The following is a 15298-nucleotide window of genomic DNA, read 5'->3' as shown; positions in this document are numbered from 1 at the left end:
ACCCGACCCTCTTCAGGTTGGGTTCAGGTTCGCGCCGTAGCGTCTCCCAGCGATCCGGCGGTCGCCGGTCAGCAAATCGATGTGCGACGACCGACGTGACCCGGACTTCGCCGCGCATCGGAGACGAATGGGGGGTGTCGTGAACTCCGTTGCTCGACAGCAGCACTCACGGGATCGGCCGGCGCTGTGACTGAGATGACATCACGCTCTGGACGTTTGGCTGACGGACCGGGCCGGAGACGTCGATGACGGGCAGCTGGGCCGAAATCGCCGCGTTGGTGGCGCTGGCCGCGGTGCTGGTGTTCGCGATGGTCCAACCCCGCGGACTTCCCGAGGCCACGCTGGCCGTCCCGGTCGCGGCGATCCTGGTGGTCTGCGGCGTGGTCACGCCCGCCGCCGCGCTCGACCAGATGGAACTGCTCGGCCCGACCGTTGGCTTCCTCGCCGCCATCCTGGTTCTCGCGCACCTGGCCGACGAGGAGGGGGTCTTCCGGTGGTTGGGCGCGGCGCTCGCCCGGGCCTCCGGCGACAACTCACGCCGACTGCTGGGGTTGGTCTTCGTCTCCGCGTCGGTCACGACGGCGGTGCTGAGCCTGGATGCGACTGTGGTCCTGCTGACACCGGTGGTCCTGGCGACGGCCCGCCTGGTCCGGGTGCGCGCCCGCCCCCACGTCTATGCGTGCGCTCACCTGTCGAATTCGGCGTCGACGTTGTTGCCGGTGTCGAATCTGACCAATCTGCTGGCATTTTCGGCCTCTGGTCTGACCTTCGTGTCGTTCGCCGCGGTGATGGCGCTGCCCTGGCTGGTCGTCGTCGGCCTGGAGTATGCGGTGTTTCGGCTCTTCTTCCGCAAGGACCTGAGCGCCGAACCCGATCCGGCGGAGCCGGCCGCCGACGACTCGACCTACGACCAGGCAACCCCGGTCTATGCCTTCGTCGTGCTCGGTCTGACCTTGGTCGGATTCGGCGCGTCGGGGTTCGCCGGCGTCGAGCCGGTGTGGGTGGCGGTGGTGGGCGCGGTCGCGTTGGCCGTGCCCGGCGTCCGCCGCGGTTCGGTGACGGTCTCGACGATCGTGCGTGCAGGCTCACCGCTGTTCTGTCTGTTCGTGTTCGCACTCGGCGTGGTGGTGGCCGGGGTCAGCGCGCACGGGCTGGGTGCGGCCGTCGCGAAGGCACTGCCCACTGCGCCGACGCTGGTCGGTCTGCTGGTGGTGGCCGGCGTGGCAGCGGTGCTGTCCAACGTCGTCAACAACCTGCCCGCCACCTTGCTGATGCTGACCGCGCTTGGCACGGGAGCGCCCCCTGGCCTCGTCATGGCGATGCTTCTCGGCGTCAACATCGGGCCGAACCTGACCTACGTCGGTTCCTTGGCCACCCTGTTGTGGCGGCGGGTGCTCTCCGGTGCCGGAGTGCAGCCGCGCCTGCGTGACTTCTCCCTGTTGGGAGTTGCGACCGTCCCCATCTGCATCGTCGGGGCGGTCGTCGCCCTATGGGCGGGCCTGGAGATGGGCCTGGCCTAGAGCCCGCCGTTCATTCCCCGGCAGAGGAGCGTCTGCCGGGGAACGAACCGCCTAGCGGGAAGGCTGCTCGGCAGGCAGCAGGGGTGTCGAGGGAGCGGCCGGGGCGGCCGGAGCAGGGGCGGCACTGCCACCGGGTTGCGGTGCGGGAGCCTGCTGCTGGTTGCCCGGCCCCGCGGGACCGGCAGGCCCACCGGGACCGGCAGGACCACCGGGACCACCGGGACCACCGGGTCCACCCGGAGCGCCCGGAGCGCCCGGACCACCCTGAGCACCCGGACCACCCGGCGGCGGCGGAGGCGGGCCGCCGAACTGTCCACCGGGAGCGCCAGGACCACCGGGAGGCGGCGGGGGAGGCGGTCCGCCGAACTGTCCACCGGGACCACCCGGAGGCGGCGGAGGCGGCGCGCACATCTCGCCCTGCGCCGCGTAGTGGGTGGACATCCCGGCTGCACCCACGTCCCGCGACGGCCCGCCGAACAGGGCGGCGCCCAGCAGGCCGCCCACGATCAGGGCCACGACACCCGTCCCGACGGCGACCCCGACGGGGTGCTGTCGAGCCTTGTCCCCGGTCTCCGACCACCGGCTGGTGGGCTTGTCGGCCATCGGCGCGGGCTGCCCGGGCTGCGTCGACTCAACGGGCTCGACCCGCTCCGCGGGCTGGGCGCTCAAGTTGTCGGTGTTCTCGGTGTTGTCGTCGTTCACGTCGTCCTCACTTGGGTTGGCGGTTACTGGTGACGACGTTGCTGGCTGAAGTTGAAGCGAACCTGAAGAATGCGGGTGCGGACCGATTCCTTCAGTTTCGCTTCAGGAATCGCCGCCCGGCACGGGACACAATGAACGCATGACCAGTCGCGCACCGTTGCGTCCAGACCCGCGCGCCAGAGTCCTGGTCGTCGAAGACTCCGAGACGATTCGCGAGATGGTGAGCGAAGCCCTCGACGACGCCGGGTACGTCACCGGCGCACGACCCGACGGGACGGGCCTCGAGGACACGCTGCGCGGCTTCCGCCCTGACCTCGTCGTACTGGACGTGATGATGCCCGGCCGCGACGGCTTCGCGCTGATCAACGTCGTCCGTGACTACGGCGACACCGGCATCGTCCTGCTCACCGCGCGCGACGGCCTCGACGACCGGCTGCGCGGGCTGGACGGCGGTGCCGACGACTACGTGGTCAAGCCGTTCGAGCTGGCCGAATTGGTGTCGCGCGTCGGCTCGGTGCTGCGGCGCCGCGGGCGGTTGCCGTCCGCCGTGCAGCTCGGTGACCTGGTGCTCGACGTCGACGCAGGCACGGCCACGCGCGCCGGTCAGCCGCTGGACCTCACGGCGACCGAGCTGCGTCTGTTGGCCTACCTCGCCGATCAACGCGGCAGGCTCGTCAGCAAGGAGCAGATCCTCACCGCGGTATGGGGTTACGACGCCTACGACCCCAACCTGGTTCAGGTCTACATCAGTGCCCTCCGTCGTAAGCTCGAGGCCCACGGGCCGCGAATCCTGCACACCAGCAGGGGAATTGGCTACCAACTGCGACCGACACCGTGACCGAGACCCCGTCGCTGCGCCGTCGCGTGACGCTGTCGGCGTTGGCTCTGCTGGCGACCGCGCTCGTCGTGTTCGGGGTGGTGATCGACTTCGCCTTCGGATCGCAGGTCAGTCGCGACCTGCACGACCGGCTGGTTGCCACGGCGGCAAGGGCCGACGCGCTAGCCGAGGCGGGGGCGTCACCGGAGCAGACGGCGGCCCAGTTGAACGGCGGTGGCATCCGGGCGCTATTGGTGACGGCTGACGGGCAGGCCTACGGGGATCCGGCCATCAGCCCCGACACCCGTCCCGGTCCGGGCACGGCCCTTGCGCCTCCAGCGCCACCGCCGCCACCCGACCGTGGGGACGGGCCCGGCAAGCCGGGCGGCCCGCCGCCGCCTCCTCCTCCGCCGCCCGGGCCCCGCGACGAGACGAACACGGCGATCGTGCAACCGCTGCCCGACGGGGCTCGGCTGATTCTGGTCGCCGACACCACCCAGGCCACCGCCGCGGTGCGCGACCTTCGCGAGCTGCTGATCGGCGCAGGCGCGATCACCCTCGCCGTGGCCGCGGCGTTGCTGATCGCCGTCGCCCGTGGCGCGTTGCGCCCGCTGGACCGGCTCACGGGGTTGGCGAGGGCCATCAGCACCGGCGACCGTGGCCGGCGTCTGCGGCCGGATCGCCCGAACACCGAACTCGGCCGTGCCGCAGCGGCTTTCGACGGGATGCTCGACGCACTGGAGGCCGCCGAACGCCAAGCACAGGAGGCGGCCGAGGCGGCTCGGCGGGCCGAGGCGCAGACGCGGGCGTTCCTGGCCGACGCCGCGCACGAACTGCGTACGCCGCTCGCCGGAATCCAGGTCGCGGCCGAGCAGCTGACCAACACCGCCGACGACGCCTCGCCGGACGCCCGGACGCGCACCAAGCGCCGCGTGGCGCTGTTGCTGTCGGACGCCCGCCGGGCCGGACGGCTCGTCACCGACATGTTGGACCTGAGCCGCATCGACGCCGGGCTGCCGTTGCGGGTCGCCGAGGTCGACGTGGTCGGGATCGCCGACGCCCAGGTGGAACGCGCCGACATGCTCGCGCCGCAGACCACGGTGGTGCGTACGGGGGTCGACCGTCTGGTGATCACCGCCGATCCGCACCGCGTCGGTCAGATCCTGGCCAACCTGCTCGACAACGCGCGCCGCTACACGCCGGCCGGTGGTCGGATCACGGTGCACGTCGAGGTGCTCGGCCCCGTCGCCCACCTGGTGGTCAGTGACACGGGCGAAGGCATCGCGCCTGCCGACCGCGAGCGGGTGTTCGACCGCCTGGTGCGGTTGGATGCCTCCCGCGACCGCGATCACGGTGGGGCGGGACTCGGGTTGTCCATCGCCCGGGCCTTGGCGCGGGCGCACGGCGGCGACCTCGTCTGCGAGCCTCGGGACCACGGCGCGCAGTTCCGTCTGACACTGCCGATGACGCCGGCACGCCCGTAACCAGCGCCGACGCCGCCCGGCATTGACCAAGGGGCCGGTCCATGGGCACTATTGGACTAAACGTTCAGAAAAGAACTACTCGTTCAATTGGTTTGGGGGCGTCATGCAGTCGGAGCGGCAGCGGATGGCCATACCGTGCCAAGACCCAGGTCACTCGAAGGCCGAGGCCGACGCCGTCTACGAGTTCGGCGTGAACCGCGCGATCATCGAACAGGCCAAGGGCATGCTCATGTTCGTCTACGGGATCGACTCCGACGAGGCGTTCGAGCGTCTGCGCGAGCAGTCCCAGCAGCACAACGTGAAGCTGCGACTGATCGCCAAGCAGGTGTTGACGGATTTGGTCGAGCTGGCCCGCACGTCGTCGCCGGCGCGCAGGATGGAACACGATCTGCTGCTGCGAACCGCGCATCAACGGATCTCCGATGCCGCCGCCCGTCATCAGGCCTGATCCGGGCTTCCGCCCAGCACGAACGCCGAGCTTCGTGCCCCGCCGAAAATAAACCGTCCTCCGCACCACGCCGGACCCCCGTCGGCTCCGAATGCCTCTGCGTGGGGACTAGCGCAACCAGATCGACGGACCAAAACGCACGGAGTCGCAAGACATGGAGAAGCGAGGCGTGAGGCCCATGCCGAATGGGCAAACAGTGCACATGAGCAGCGACGACCACGACGCGTCCGGACTCGTTCTGTCCCGTCGTCGATCGCGCTGGCACCGTGGCAGTCCCCCGAGCGGAGCCGTTCGTGGCCCGGTCGACGTGCGCGCCGCGGTGCGGACCCTGTTGACGGACTTCGTGACCACCGAGTGTCTGCCCCAGCTCGACGGCACCGGGATCGGCGTCGCGAGCCAGGTGCTGTCGGACTTCCTCGACGGCGGCAAGTACGTCCGGTCGACGTTCATGTACCTGGGTTGGTTGTGCGGCGCGGACGAAGACGAATCGGCACTGCGGGCCTCGGCCAGCCTGGAACTGCTTCACGCCTTCGCCCTGCTTCAGGACGACGTGATGGACGAGTCGGCATTGCGGCGCGGCAGGCCCGCCGCACACGTGGCGTTGAGTGCATGGTATCGCGGGCGCGGGCTGACCGACTCGTCGGATCGCTTCGGGGAGTCGGCGGCGACCGTCCTCGGCGACCTTTGCCTGGTGTGGGCCGAGAAGATGCTCCGCCAAAGCGGCGTCGACGCCGACGCGCTCGCCAGGGTGTGGCCCCGCTACGACGACATGCGCGTGGAACTGGCGGTCGGTCAGCTCGCCGACCTCGTCAACGACTCGCATGCCTTCCCCACCTTCGACGAGGTTCTCGACGTCGCCCGTCGGAAGTCGGGTAACTACACCGTGCGGCGGCCGTTGGAGATCGGCGCGGCGATGGCCGGGTGCCGAACCGAGGTCGTCGACGCCGTCGGTCAGTACGGCGCCGCGATCGGCGAGGCGTTCCAGCTGCGCGACGACCTGCTCGGCATCTCCGGCTCGCCAACGGTGACCGGCAAGTCCGTCGGCATCGACCTCGAGGCGCAGAAGGCCACCAGCGTCGTCGTCGCCGCCCATCAGTTGGCCGACCCCGGGATGCGCCGTCAGCTCGCGGAGCTGATGACCACCCCCACGCTGACCGTCGCCGACGCCGAACGATGGCGAACGCTGATCATCGCCAGTGGCGCCGCCCAGTGGATCGAGGAGCTCATCGACGACCGGCTCGCGCACGCACTGCGGTGTCTCGACGTGGCGGGAATCCCCCAAACAGCCCGCGCGGCAATGGAAGACATGGCCGTCTACTGCACCAAGAGGAGTGCCTGATGCGCACCGTCAAGGGTAAGACCGATCGGGTCGTCGTCGTCGGCGGTGGCCTGTCTGGCCTGTCGGCGGCGCTGTACCTGGCCGGCCGCGGCCGCAACGTCACCGTCGTCGAACGCGAAGACCATCCCGGGGGACGGGTGGGCCGGGCCGACGTCTCCGGCTATCGCCTCGACATGGGGCCGACCGTGCTGACGATGCCCGACATCATCGACGACGCGATGGCCGCGGTCGGGGAGAAGCTGACCGACCGCCTCGAACTGACGTCGGTCCACCCGGCCTACAACGCGGTGTTCGCCGGGGGCGAGACCCTGCAGGTGCACACCGATCCCACGGCGATGTACTCCGAGGTCGAACGGTTCGCCGGCCGCAAGGAGGCCGACGCCTACCTGCAGATGCGCCAGTGGCTGACCGCGCTCTACGAGACCGAGTTCGACGGCTTCATCGGGGCCAACTTCGATTCGCCGCTGTCGCTGCTGACTCCGCAGCTGGGGCGGCTGTTGGCCATGGGTGGTTTCCGCCGGTGGGAGAGCGTCATTCGCAAGTTCCTCAGCGACGAGCGGCTACTTCGGGTGTTCACCTTCCAAGCCCTGTACGCCGGGGTGCCGCCGCAGAGCGCACTGGCGGTGTACGCGGTGATCGCCTACATGGACACCGTTGCCGGCGTCTACTTCCCCGTCGGCGGCATGCGAGCCCTCCCCGACGCGATGGCCGCCGCGGCAGCCGATGCCGGCGTCGATTTCATCTACGGTGCAACGGTTTCCAGCATCGAACGAAGTGGCTCGCGGGCCACCGCCGTGATCACCGACGGCGGGCAGCGGGTATCCGCGGACGCCGTGGTGCTCACCACCGAGCTGCCCGACACCTACCGGCTGCTGGACTACTCACCACGTCGCCTGCTGAAGTTGCGGCCCGCACCGTCGGCGGTCGTGGCCCACGTCGGCGTTCCCGCGGTCGACTCGTCGGTCGGCCATCACACGATCTTGTTCGGCGAGGCCTGGAAGCAGACGTTCACCGACATCATCACCGACGGCCGGGTCATGGGTGACCCCTCGCTGCTCGTCACGCGACCCACCGCTGGAGACCCCAGCCTGGCCCCACCCGGGCGCGACCTGCTCTACGTCCTCGCGCCGACGCCGAATACCGAAGTGGGCAAGGTGGATTGGGACGCCACGTCGTCGGCCTACGTCGACCACATGCTTGGCGCGGTCCGAGAGCGGCTGCCCGCGGTCGGAGACGACATGGAGGTGCTGTCGGTGGTGACACCCGCAGACTGGGGCCGCCAAGGCATGCTCGCCGGCACCCCCTTCGCGCTGGCCCACACCTTCGCCCAGACCGGCCCGTTCCGGCCGGCGAACACCGTCCGCGGCGTAGACAACGTGGTCCTGGCCGGATCGTCGACTGTGCCGGGGGTCGGCGTCCCGACCGCCGTCATGTCCGGCCGGTTGGCCGCCGACCGAATTACCGGAGTGCCGGCGCGGCAGGAGAATCGAGAGGTCGTGGGGCGATGATCAGCTCCGAACTGGACGCCGCGGGTGTGATGGACCCGTCGCTGCGGGAGGCCTACCGGCAGTGCCGCGAGATCAACGCCCGCGACGGCAAGACCTTCTTCCTGGCGACTCGGCTGTTGGCACCCGCCCAGCGTCCTGCGGTGCACGCGCTCTACGGGTTCGCCCGCCGCGCCGACGACATCCTCGACGAGTTCGACGAGACCCGTGGCGACGAGGAGCGCGCCAGGCAGCTCCAGCAGTTCTCCACCCAGCTGTTCAACAGCCTGGTCGAGAACCAGGCGAGCGCCGACGACCCCACCCTCACGGCCGTCGTGCACACGGCGCGCCGATACGACATCGGGTGGCAGCTTTTCGACGACTTCCTGGCCTCGATGCGGATGGACCTCACCGTCACCGACTATCCGGATCGAGCCTCACTCGAGCGGTACATGTACGGGTCCGCCGAAGTCATCGGGCTGCAGATGTTGCCCATCCTGGGGACCGTCGGCCCCAGGGAGGACGCCGCGCCGGCGGCCGCCGCGCTCGGAAAGGCGTTCCAGCTCACCAACTTCCTGCGTGACGTCGACGAGGATCTGGACCGCGGACGGGTGTATCTACCCGCCGACGAACTGGCCGCGCACGGCGTCGACCGCGACGTCCTGCGTTGGTGCCAGACAAACCGGCGGATCGACACCCGGGTGCGCCGCGCGCTGCAGGAACAACACGCCATCACGCGGCGGGTGTACGCCGCGGCCCGGCCGGGAGTCGCCCAGCTGGCTCCGGCGTCACGGCCGTGCGTGGAGACGGCGTGGAAGTTGTACTCCGAGATCCTCGACCGCATCGAGGAGATCGACTTTGAGATCTTCGCCCAGCGTGCCACTGTCGGCAAGGGACGGCGCCTCGCCGTCGCCGGTGCGGGTGTCGTCAGGGCATGGGGTGCCCGACTGCGGCACCGGAAGGAGTAGTAGTGGATCGCTTGCGCGAGACCGTACCCGCGGAGCCGGGTTTGCCCGACGCGAGCACGCTGGAACGGACGCCCCGGGTGGTCGTCGTCGGTGCCGGGATTGCCGGCCTCGCGGCCGCCGCCGGGCTGAGTGAACGAGGCGTCGAGGTCGACGTCGTCGAAGCGGCCGACTACGTCGGCGGTCGGGTCGGCGGCTGGTCGGACACCCTCTCCGACGGCTCCGCGGTGGCGATGAACCGCGGCTTCCATGCCTTCTTCCGGCAGTACTACAACCTGCGCGCCCTGCTGCGCCGGTCGGATCCGCACCTGTCGGCACTGACCCCCGTCGAGGACTACCCGCTGGTTGACGCCGACGGACGGCGCGACACGTTCCGCGGTCTGCCGCTGACGCCGCCGTTCAACGCCTTGGCGTTCGCGTTGCGCAGCCCCACTTTTCGGCTACGCGACCTGGTCAGGATCGACGGCAAGGCCGCAGCGCCGCTGGCCACTGCGTCGGTGCCGAAGACCTACCACGACCTCGACGACAGGACCGCAGCGGAGTTCCTGCAGGACATCAACTTTCCGGACGCTGCGCGCCACTTGGCGTTCGAGGTGTTCGCCAGGAGTTTCTTCGTCAAGCCGGAGCGGCTCTCGGCGGCGGAGCTGGTGACGATGTTCCACATCTACTTCCTGGGGTCCAGCGAAGGCCTGGTGTTCGACGTCGCCAACGCGAACTTCGACGAGGTGTTGTGGAATCCGCTACGAAAGTACCTCGAGGGCAGGGGTGTTCGGTTCCACACCGGGACGTCGGTCGAGTCCGTTGGGCTGGGCGACGGGGTGCGGGTCCGATGTGCCGGCGACGAGGTCTTCGCCGCCGACGCGGTGGTGTTGGCCACCGACGTCGGCGGACTGCGGCGGATCGTCGCGGCCTCACCCGACCTCGGTGACGAGGATTGGCGGCGACGGGTCGACGACGTCGGCAACGCGCCGCCGTTCGTGGTGCTGCGGCTCTGGCTGGATCGACCGGTGCAGTCGGACCGGGCGGCTTTCTTGGGCACCGGTGGCCGGTCGCCGCTGGACAACGTCAGCGTGCTGGAGCGGTACGAGCGTGAAGCCGCTCAATGGGCTGCCCGCACAGGCGGTTCGGTGGTGGAACTGCACGGCTATTCGGTGACCGGTGGTGACGCCGAGGTGCGTGACGGTCTTCTGGCCCGCATGTACGAGCTGTATCCGGAGACCGCCGCGGCGACCATCGTCGACGAACGACTGGTACGTCGCGATGACTGTCCCAGTTTCGGGCCCGGAGACTTCGCGCGTCGGCCCACGGTCGGCACGCCGGATCCTCGGGTGGTGCTGGCCGGTGACGGCATTCGCATCGACCTTCCGGTCGCCCTGATGGAACGCGCGGCGACCACCGGCTGGACCGCGGCCAACCAGCTGCTCGCCGGCTTTGGCCTGGCTGGTCACGTGCTGCACACCGTGCCCAACCGCGGCCGATCCGCATGGCTTCGACGACTGGTGGCGCGAACGGAAGGTCAACGGGCATGAGCGCTTTCACCGAGTTACGGGCCAACGTGGCCAAGAGTTGGCCGTTCACCACGTTGCCGGCACTGGATTGGTCGGCGCAGACGCCGACCTTCGCCGACGCCGATCCGCGGATCATCTCGTCGGCGTTGGCCCGCGCGCAGCGCCGCCCGAGCGGCAACTGGTTTCCGTTCGCCGCGAGTTCGGAGATCGCCACCAAGGCAACGGGTTCGGTGGTGGCCGACGTGCAGATCGTCGCGTGGCGCGGGGTCGACGGTCGGCTGCTGGTGGCCCCGCGGGCGTGTCCGCATCTCGGCGCCGACCTGGCGACCGCGCCGGTGGAGTGCGGCACGCTGGTCTGCCCGTGGCACGGTCTGCGGCTCTCGGATCGTCGGCACGGGGCCTGGAAGCCGTTCCCCGCGTTCGACGACGGCGTGCTGTGCTGGGTGCGGCTCGACGCCGCCGGTGGCGAGGACCCCACCGACGCCCCGATCGTTCCCGAGCGGCCGGGTAGCCCGCAGATGGCCGCCGTCGCCCGCCTCGAAGGGACGTGTGAGCCGAGGGACATCGTCGCCAACCGGCTCGACCCGTGGCACGGCGCCTGGTTCCACCCGTACTCCTTCACTCAGCTCAAGGTGCTCAGCTCGCCCCCTGCCGTCGACGTGCTCCCCGACGCGCAAGACCGCTTCGTCGTCGACGTCACCTTCCGGCTCGGCAAGCTCGGCGTTCCGGTCATCGCCGAGTTCACCGCGCCGGGCCCGCGGACCGTCGTCATGCGCATCGTCGAGGGGGAGGGCGTCGGCAGCGTCGTCGAAACCCACGGCATCCCATTGGGTTCCGGGCCGGACGGGCGGCCGCGCACCGCGGTGCTCGAGGCCGTCATCGCGCATTCGGACCGACCCAACTTCGGCAAGGGCCTGGTCGCACTGCCCGTGATCCGCCCGCTGATGAGGCATGCCGCGGCGCGCCTGTGGCGTGACGACTTGGCCTACGCGGAGCGGCTGTACACGCTGCGCACCTAGGCGGTCGACGGCACGCATCTTGTACGCATCGGCCGAGAAGGGCCGCAAACAAGCGTGCGGTCGGCCGCCCCCAGTGCGGTCGGCGGCCTCTAGCGTGACCGAGCGGCGTCCAGCAGCGGCACCTGCTCGACGGCCCACGGGCTGATCGCCCACGGCATCTCGACGGCCGCGCGCAACTGGTCCCACGGCACCCACGCCGAGTCCATGATTTCCTCGGGGTCGACGTCAAGCGGTCCGGCGATGCGGGCGCGGTAGACCGGGCAGATCTCGTTCTCCACCACGCCGCCCGCGTCGACCGCGCGATAGCGGAAGTCGGGTAGCACGCACTGCAGATCGGTGATCTCGACGCCGAGTTCGGCGCCCGCGCGACGCACCACCGCGTCGTCCATCTGCTCGTCGGGCCCCGGATGACCGCAGAACGAGTTGGTCCACACACCGGGAAAGGCTCGCTTGTCCAGCGCCCGACGGGTCAGCAGGACCCGGCCCGCGTCGTCGAACAGGTAGCACGAAAAGGCGAGATGCAGGGGAGTCGCTGCGTCGTGGACCTCGGCCTTGCGCGCCGTGCCGATGCTGCGGCCCGCGTCGTCGACTAGGACGACCAACTCGTCGGTCTGGATTGAGTTCATGGGCACCCGCAACATCGCTCGTAGGAATCTGGCACTAAGGATTCGTCGCCGCCGCCGGTCTGGACGGGTCGTCGGTCAGAGCACCCGTGTGCCATACATCTCACCGAGCGGGTCGGCGATCAGTTCGATGCGGGCGCCGTCGGGGTCACGGAAGTACAGCGACACCCCGCTGTGCTCGGCGACCTCGACGCCAGCCGCGGCGAGCTTGTCCTTGAGGTGTTGCCACCGCTCGGGCTCGACGCTGATCGCCACGTGGTGCAGGCCTCCGAGGACCTCCCGGTACGGGACCAAATCCAATCCGGGAAAGTCGAAGAACGCCAACAGGTTCGAGTTGCCGATGTCGAAGAAGAAGTGCGTCGAACCGTGGTAGTCGCGGTTCTCGATGAGCTCGGTCAGCGGGAACTCGAGCAGCTCCTGGTAGAACCGGACGGTCCGTTCGACGTCACCGCTGATGAGCGCCGTGTGATGCAATCCGCGGCCCGACGAGGCAGGCCGTTCGGCGGCGGGGCGAAGGTACGCCGTGGCGAGTTCGCGGCGCCGCGCATCGAATTGCTGCGGGGACCCTTCACTGGTGGCGGTCATCCCTGCATTCTTCCCGAGATCAGCGATTCGGCGCGGGAATGGCCGATTCGCCGGCCGGGTCGACGCGGGCCGGCCACCAGATGCGCGGCCCGACCAGAGTGAACAGGGCGGGGATCATCACGGTGCGCACCAAGAAGGTGTCCAGCAGGATGCCGAGGCCGACGATGATGCCGATCTGGGTGAGCACGATCAGGGGCAGCACGCCAAGGACGGCGAACACCGCGGCCAGCACGATGCCCGCGCTGGTGATCACCCCGCCGGTGGCCGAGACGGCCCGCACGACGCCTTCTCTGGTGCCGTTGTCGTGGGTCTCCTCACGGGCCCTGGTGATCAGGAAGATCGTGTAGTCCACGCCGAGCGCGACCAGGAACAGGATCGCGAAGAGGGGAGTGGTGTTGTCCAGCGCGGGAAAGCCGAGTGCGTGCACGCTGAGCCAGCCGCCGAGGCCCAACGCCGCCAGCGCGCTGAGCACCGTCACCGCGACCAGGATCAGCGGCGCCAACGCAGCCCGGAGCAGGACGTACAGCACCAGCAACACCACGACGAGGATGGCAGGGATCACCACGCGCTGGTCACGCTGGGCGGCGGTGCGGGCGTCGAGCGCCTGGGCGTCGGTGCCGCCAACGAGGGCCTGCTCGTCGGCGCCACGGACCGATTCGCGTAGGTGTTCGACGACGTCGAAGGCGGCCGGGGAGGCGGGGGCGGCGTCGACGACGACCGAGAACTGGGTGAGACCCGTCGGGGAGGTGCCGGCGTCCCGGACCGAGACGACGCCGGGCGTGGCGTCGATCGCCCGACGAAGGTCTTCGGCGTGGTCGGTGCGGCCGATGACCGACGTGGGTGCCGAAAGGCCGCCGGGGAAGTGCGCGGCGAGGGTGTCGTAGGCCGACACCGACTCCGCCTTCACCCGGAACTGCTCGGTCTGCGACAGTCCGATCGGGGTGCCAAGCACCCCGGTGCACAGGACCGCCAGCAGGGCAACGGTGCCGACGGCGACCCGGCCGGCGTGGTTGCTCACCCACGTCGCGACGCGGTACCAGGCGGTCGGACGCGCTGTCGCGTGCCCCGCGTCCCGGCGAGGAATGAACGGCCAGAACAGCTTTGGTCCGAACAGTGCCAGTAGCGGTGGCAACACGGCGAGGACGAACAGCGCGGCGACCACCAGCCCGCAGGCCGCTTGGGCGCCCAGGCTGCGGGTGGACGGCACCACGGCGAGCAGCAGGGTGAGCAGTGCGAGCACCACGGTGGCGTTGCTGGCCAGGATGGCCGGGCCTGCGTGCCGCAGTGCGACTCGCAGCGCGTCGCGGTGGTCGGGTGCCTTGGCGAGCTCTTCGCGGTAGCGCGAGATGAGGAGCAGTGCATAGTTGGTGCCCGCGCCGAAGACCAGCACGCTGGTGATTCCGGTGGTGGAGCCGTCGGACGTCAAGCCGGTCAGTTCGGCCACCACGCCACCGATCGCGGCGGCAGTCTGGTCGGCGATGGCGACGACGGTGAGTGGCACCAGCCACAGGATGGGCGAACGATAGGTGACGATGAGTAGCAGAGCGACCACCGCGGCGGTGACCGCCAACAGGGTGAAGTTCGCGCCGGAGAACGAGTCGGCGATGTCGGCGCCGAAGGCCGGTCCGCCGGTGATGCGGAACTGGAGTCCTTGCGGCGCTCCGTCGTTGGCTGCGGCGCGGAGGCCCGTGACGGTGTCGGCGAGGTCGAAGCCGGACAGGTCGGCGGCGATCGGCACCGGGGCCACGGCGACGACGCCGTCCTCGGAGGTCGAGATTGGTGCGCCCCCCTGCGCCCCGGCGCGGTCCAGTACCCGTTGGCGGGCGTCTTGCGCGCTGGCGAGGTCGGTCGGCGAGAGGGCGGCGCCGTCGGCGCGCGAGACCACCAGCAGCACCGGCGCCTCGTTGCCCGATGGGAAGTCCTTGGCGAGAACGGCCGCCCGCGCCGACTCGGCCGACGCCGGCACCGGGACGGGCGACTGGGTGGACCCGGCGTTCGCGCCGGCGAACGCCATCAGCAGGCCCGCCGCGACGGTGATCAGCAGGGCGACGATCCACGACCGCCGGCCGGAGACAATGTTTGCGTATCGGTCCCACGAGCTCATGGGCCAAGTATATTAAGATACTTAATGATTAATCAAGTGAAGGACTGGTCGATTGAGTCGCTTACCTGCGTCCAAGCGGGATGCCGTCGAGGCGTTGATCGTGTCCGACGTGCAGTCGCTGTCCGCCGAGTCCGACGACCTCAGTCGCGTGTTCTGTGCTCGACATGATCTGAACGACAACGACTTTCGGGCACTGCTGCACGTCATGGTGTCCGAGCGCGACGGCGAGCCCTTGACGCAGAGCCAGCTGGGCCAGCGCATCGGCGTCTCCGGCGCCGCCATCACCTACCTCGTCGACCGCATGGTGCAGGCCGGGCACCTGACTCGAGAACCACACCCATCAGACCGGCGCAAGGTCCTCTTGCGCTACGCCGACCACGGCAACGCGGTCGCCCGCTCGTTCTTCAGCCCGTTGGCCCAGCACACCGCGGCATCGCTCGAGGAGTTCTCGGCGACCGAGCTGGCGACGGCCCACCGCGTGCTGACGGCAGTGATCGGCTCCATGCGGGCGTTCAACGCCGAACTGCGAGAGTGACGGGTCGGCCGGCACGTCACATCCATGACCGATTGATGACGAAGCCGCCGTAAGACTTTGGGACGAGCAATGGGACGCGTCGCGCGCGCACAATGAAGGTCGAACCACGGGAGCGCACATCATGAGTCCCAAGCTCGCTGAACTAGCCGCCCATCAGGGTGATGC

At 69.7% G+C, this 15298-nt stretch carries 14 protein-coding genes; 10 read left to right on the top strand and 4 right to left on the bottom strand.

The window, feature by feature from the left end; all coding sequences use genetic code 11:
• Positions 1 to 245 precede the first annotated feature (245 nt).
• Positions 246 to 1520 (top strand): SLC13 family permease, encoded by a 1275-nt coding sequence (locus B1790_RS33105; RefSeq protein WP_079927512.1) that lies wholly within the window; start codon positions 246 to 248, stop codon positions 1518 to 1520.
• Between the two features lie 51 nt (positions 1521 to 1571).
• Here the strand turns inward: B1790_RS33105 and B1790_RS34885 are convergent, their stop codons facing one another.
• Positions 1572 to 2222, bottom strand: a complete 651-nt coding sequence (locus B1790_RS34885; protein WP_158083918.1) for a hypothetical protein — start codon at positions 2220 to 2222, stop codon at positions 1572 to 1574.
• A gap of 139 nt (positions 2223 to 2361) precedes the next feature.
• Between B1790_RS34885 and B1790_RS33090 the strand changes: the two genes are divergently transcribed.
• The 8 genes from B1790_RS33090 (at position 2362) to B1790_RS33055 (ending at position 11286) form a co-directional block, all read left to right on the top strand.
• Positions 2362 to 3060 carry a response regulator transcription factor gene (locus tag B1790_RS33090; RefSeq protein ID WP_056559023.1) on the top strand — a complete coding sequence of 233 codons (699 nt, stop codon included), beginning with the start codon at positions 2362 to 2364 and terminating at the stop codon, positions 3058 to 3060.
• Positions 3057 to 4523 (top strand): HAMP domain-containing sensor histidine kinase, encoded by a 1467-nt coding sequence (locus B1790_RS33085; RefSeq protein WP_079927510.1) that lies wholly within the window; start codon positions 3057 to 3059, stop codon positions 4521 to 4523. The genes B1790_RS33090 and B1790_RS33085 overlap by 4 nt, the downstream gene beginning before the upstream one ends.
• A gap of 124 nt (positions 4524 to 4647) precedes the next feature.
• Positions 4648 to 4971: an ANTAR domain-containing protein gene (locus tag B1790_RS33080; RefSeq protein ID WP_158083917.1), complete on the top strand. Its 324-nt coding sequence runs from the start codon at positions 4648 to 4650 to the stop codon at positions 4969 to 4971.
• A 202-nt stretch (positions 4972 to 5173) separates the two neighbouring features.
• Positions 5174 to 6310 carry a polyprenyl synthetase family protein gene (locus tag B1790_RS33075; RefSeq protein WP_079927508.1) on the top strand — a complete coding sequence of 379 codons (1137 nt, stop codon included), beginning with the start codon at positions 5174 to 5176 and terminating at the stop codon, positions 6308 to 6310.
• Complete coding sequence (gene crtI / locus B1790_RS33070; RefSeq protein WP_079927507.1) at positions 6310 to 7818, top strand: phytoene desaturase family protein; 1509 nt, start codon at positions 6310 to 6312, stop codon at positions 7816 to 7818. Before B1790_RS33075 ends, crtI begins: the two co-directional genes overlap by 1 nt.
• Positions 7815 to 8762, top strand: a complete 948-nt coding sequence (locus tag B1790_RS33065; protein WP_079927506.1) for a phytoene/squalene synthase family protein — start codon at positions 7815 to 7817, stop codon at positions 8760 to 8762. Before crtI ends, B1790_RS33065 begins: the two co-directional genes overlap by 4 nt.
• Positions 8729 to 10288 carry an FAD-dependent oxidoreductase gene (locus tag B1790_RS33060; protein WP_079927505.1) on the top strand — a complete coding sequence of 520 codons (1560 nt, stop codon included), beginning with the start codon at positions 8729 to 8731 and terminating at the stop codon, positions 10286 to 10288. The genes B1790_RS33065 and B1790_RS33060 overlap by 34 nt, the downstream gene beginning before the upstream one ends.
• Complete coding sequence (locus tag B1790_RS33055; protein ID WP_079927504.1) at positions 10285 to 11286, top strand: DUF5914 domain-containing protein; 1002 nt, start codon at positions 10285 to 10287, stop codon at positions 11284 to 11286. The genes B1790_RS33060 and B1790_RS33055 overlap by 4 nt, the downstream gene beginning before the upstream one ends.
• Before the next feature lie 89 nt (positions 11287 to 11375).
• On the opposite strand, the gene idi is transcribed toward B1790_RS33055, so the two are convergent.
• From idi to B1790_RS33040, 3 genes are all read right to left on the bottom strand, one after another.
• Complete coding sequence (idi, locus tag B1790_RS33050; protein WP_079927528.1) at positions 11376 to 11912, bottom strand: isopentenyl-diphosphate Delta-isomerase; 537 nt, start codon at positions 11910 to 11912, stop codon at positions 11376 to 11378.
• A gap of 75 nt (positions 11913 to 11987) precedes the next feature.
• Positions 11988 to 12494, bottom strand: coding sequence for a VOC family protein (locus B1790_RS33045; protein ID WP_079927503.1), 507 nt, complete (start codon positions 12492 to 12494; stop codon positions 11988 to 11990).
• A 19-nt stretch (positions 12495 to 12513) separates the two neighbouring features.
• A complete protein-coding gene (locus B1790_RS33040; protein ID WP_079927502.1) occupies positions 12514 to 14598 on the bottom strand; it encodes an MMPL family transporter in 2085 nt (694 codons plus the stop codon).
• A gap of 52 nt (positions 14599 to 14650) precedes the next feature.
• Here B1790_RS33040 and B1790_RS33035 point away from each other — a divergent pair, with 52 nt between their 5' ends.
• Positions 14651 to 15133, top strand: coding sequence for a MarR family winged helix-turn-helix transcriptional regulator (locus B1790_RS33035; RefSeq protein WP_079927501.1), 483 nt, complete (start codon positions 14651 to 14653; stop codon positions 15131 to 15133).
• Positions 15134 to 15298: the final 165 nt, after the last annotated feature.

Source organism: Mycobacterium sp. AT1, from assembly GCF_002043095.1.
GTDB lineage: Bacteria > Actinomycetota > Actinomycetes > Mycobacteriales > Mycobacteriaceae > Mycobacterium.
This window is presented reverse-complemented; position numbering and strand designations above follow the sequence as displayed.

What these genes read in the sequence shown, in the direction of transcription:
- B1790_RS33105 (WP_079927512.1), top strand. Translation starts at nt 246, where the DNA reads ATGACGGGCAGCTGGGCCGAAATCGCCGCGTTGGTGGCGCTGGCCGCG.
- B1790_RS33090 (WP_056559023.1), top strand. Translation starts at nt 2,362, where the DNA reads ATGACCAGTCGCGCACCGTTGCGTCCAGACCCGCGCGCCAGAGTCCTG.
- B1790_RS33080 (WP_158083917.1), top strand. Translation starts at nt 4,648, where the DNA reads ATGGCCATACCGTGCCAAGACCCAGGTCACTCGAAGGCCGAGGCCGAC.
- B1790_RS33075 (WP_079927508.1), top strand. Translation starts at nt 5,174, where the DNA reads ATGAGCAGCGACGACCACGACGCGTCCGGACTCGTTCTGTCCCGTCGT.
- crtI (WP_079927507.1), top strand. Translation starts at nt 6,310, where the DNA reads ATGCGCACCGTCAAGGGTAAGACCGATCGGGTCGTCGTCGTCGGCGGT.
- B1790_RS33065 (WP_079927506.1), top strand. Translation starts at nt 7,815, where the DNA reads ATGATCAGCTCCGAACTGGACGCCGCGGGTGTGATGGACCCGTCGCTG.
- B1790_RS33060 (WP_079927505.1), top strand. Translation starts at nt 8,729, where the DNA reads ATGGGGTGCCCGACTGCGGCACCGGAAGGAGTAGTAGTGGATCGCTTG.
- B1790_RS33055 (WP_079927504.1), top strand. Translation starts at nt 10,285, where the DNA reads ATGAGCGCTTTCACCGAGTTACGGGCCAACGTGGCCAAGAGTTGGCCG.
- idi (WP_079927528.1), bottom strand. Translation starts at nt 11,912, where the DNA reads ATGAACTCAATCCAGACCGACGAGTTGGTCGTCCTAGTCGACGACGCG.
- B1790_RS33045 (WP_079927503.1), bottom strand. Translation starts at nt 12,494, where the DNA reads ATGACCGCCACCAGTGAAGGGTCCCCGCAGCAATTCGATGCGCGGCGC.
- B1790_RS33040 (WP_079927502.1), bottom strand. Translation starts at nt 14,598, where the DNA reads ATGAGCTCGTGGGACCGATACGCAAACATTGTCTCCGGCCGGCGGTCG.